The organism is Pararobbsia alpina (genome assembly GCF_902859895.1).
In the GTDB taxonomy this organism is placed as follows: Bacteria; Pseudomonadota; Gammaproteobacteria; order Burkholderiales; family Burkholderiaceae; genus Pararobbsia; species Pararobbsia alpina.
In genome coordinates this window covers 1-1,897 of record NZ_CADIKM010000140.1, presented here as the reverse complement: position 1 = coordinate 1,897, position 1,897 = coordinate 1, and the positions used below count along the sequence as shown (strand labels likewise).

Sequence of the window (1,897 nt, the reverse complement as noted above, 5' to 3'; positions counted from 1 at the left end):
GAACCCGGATCGCATCGACAACCAGGACGGCGCCCCACAGCGCAGTAACCAGGAGCGAAAAGCCGCCTGAGATTTAATCGTCGAGGCGACAACTACCTTGAAAATTTCCGGAACTGTGGACGTCGACAACATGGCGTTAAGCTGTGGCATTGTTGTGCGCGAGGGTGTGTTTTTTTATGGTGGTGCTGGCGATGACACCTGGCGCCAGGTGTGCGTACGCCGTATTTCTGGGTATCTGTGCGACAAGTGCGCTAGCGATCACGCCGACCCTGCCTGGCGAGCTACGATCCTTTCCCGTTGGTGCTGCTTTATCGACCGGTGAAGTTCTGATCAAGCTTTTTTGCATTGCTCCTCGGGATCTGTTGAGATAGGCGCTCTGGTATCGTCGCAGATCAGCCAATCCGCTGAGAGCAGTTTCCCGGAACGTCGCCAAACGAATATGGACATCCCAGGCGTTGGGGTACTAACGGCGACCGCAACGATGGGTGAAGCAAGTGCGTTCAAGTCGGGCCGGGAGTTTGCGCCATGGATCGGCCTCGTTCCAAAGCAGTCGGGTTCAGGTGGAAAGGTGAACCTGCTGAATCTCGAAACGGGGCGACACGTGTCTGCGCACGCCGTTGATTCACCGCGCGCGCAGCGTGCTGAATCATGCGAGGGAGCCCGGCCCGTGGTTCGAGCAGATCAGCAAGCGCCGTCCGCCAAACATGGTATTCGTAGCGCTCGCTAACAAGATAGCCCGGACAATCGGCAGTGGCGATCAGCCCACGGGTTGGAAGCCTTGATGAGGATACTTGCGCGACAGCTGTTGCAACGTCTTCTTCTCTGGATCGCTCAGTTCAACGGCACGTTTCACGGGCAGGCAGGCGATCAGCATGAGATTGCTTGTCAGCCTCGGGCGTTCTGAGATTCGTTTACTCGACACACTTAACATGTCTTCGCAGCTCTTCACAACATATAACGCGCCACGATGGCGGTGTTCGATCATAGTGTCCTGTAGTACGACTCGCAGCGCGTCGTACTTACACAGCCACACTTGTCTTACTCAAGCCTGCCCTTACTCGTGACAGCGCCAATTGATGCGATACCCGGTGGAGACAGATTATGTCCTTGAACGTTGACGGAATCGCCATCCCCGACAGTCAACTTGCCCCCGAGATTCAGCAACACCGAACGAGAGGCCGTAGTCACATCCGCGGGGGAGTCAATTCAAGAAAGACACTATCCAACGTTTTACGACGGCATCAAGCACAAGCCGGACACGACGTTCGGTAACGTTGAGGCCGACGTAGTCACTGACAAAGCCCCTCATTTCCACGCTAGCAACTTGGGCCGCGCGAGCCTGTTACTTGCCCATTTTTATCGCGAGGGGGGTCCCCATAAACCCCTTCGATCTCACAGAGGCCTGACCGAAGGTCGATCTTCCACTGATCGGGGGGCTGCTTCGAGTTGAAGCGCAATCCGGACAATTTTTTTGCCAGATCCGAGCAGGCAGTCTTTTCGCCGGCGAATTCCGTGCCCAGAATTAGCTTTTCGCCGGACCAAATGTTTGAAGCGCGGCTGTTCTCCTACGGCGAGGTGCCGGGTTACCGGTTGGGGGTCAACTTCAACCACATCCGGGTCAAAGCGCCGAAGTGCCCTTCCCACAGTTTTCACCGCGACGGCGCGATCGTGTCATCGTTTTTGACGCGTCGCGTGAGCGTCGGCCAGGGTCTAGTCGATCGTGTCTGCGATGCAGATCCACAGTGATGTTTGTCTGAAGGAACGTACTCTTGACTACCGCCGAACAAGCGCCAGATGTGGTTGACACGTCCAAGCGCAATACCGAGCATGGAACCGACCGAAAGGTGGGGGCTGGAAAGATTCTCACGCGCGTCATAGCCGCATTGGCTGCAGCTTC

The 1,897-nt window shown here is 56.4% G+C and carries 2 protein-coding genes and 2 pseudogenes; 3 read left to right on the top strand and 1 reads right to left on the bottom strand.

From position 1 onward, the window contains the following. Positions 1-439: 439 nt before the first annotated feature. Positions 440-782: pseudogene (locus HV670_RS29830) on the top strand (transposase); the annotation flags it as partial. Here HV670_RS29830 and HV670_RS29825 read toward each other — a convergent pair. Next, the gene (locus HV670_RS29825; RefSeq protein ID WP_175108519.1) at positions 758-985 is read right to left on the bottom strand and encodes a hypothetical protein; all 228 of its coding nucleotides are present in this window, start codon (positions 983-985) and stop codon (positions 758-760) included. The pseudogene HV670_RS29830 and the gene HV670_RS29825 overlap by 25 nt on opposite strands. Before the next feature lie 171 nt (positions 986-1,156). Between HV670_RS29825 and HV670_RS32150 the strand changes: the two are divergent. Together HV670_RS32150 and HV670_RS31760 are read left to right on the top strand one after the other, a co-directional pair. After that, positions 1,157-1,324 (top strand): annotated as a pseudogene (locus HV670_RS32150) (phosphohydrolase); the annotation flags it as partial. A 122-nt stretch (positions 1,325-1,446) separates the two neighbouring features. Further along, positions 1,447-1,746 (top strand): catalase, encoded by a 300-nt coding sequence (locus HV670_RS31760; protein ID WP_425511494.1) that lies wholly within the window; start codon positions 1,447-1,449, stop codon positions 1,744-1,746. Positions 1,747-1,897 lie beyond the last annotated feature (151 nt).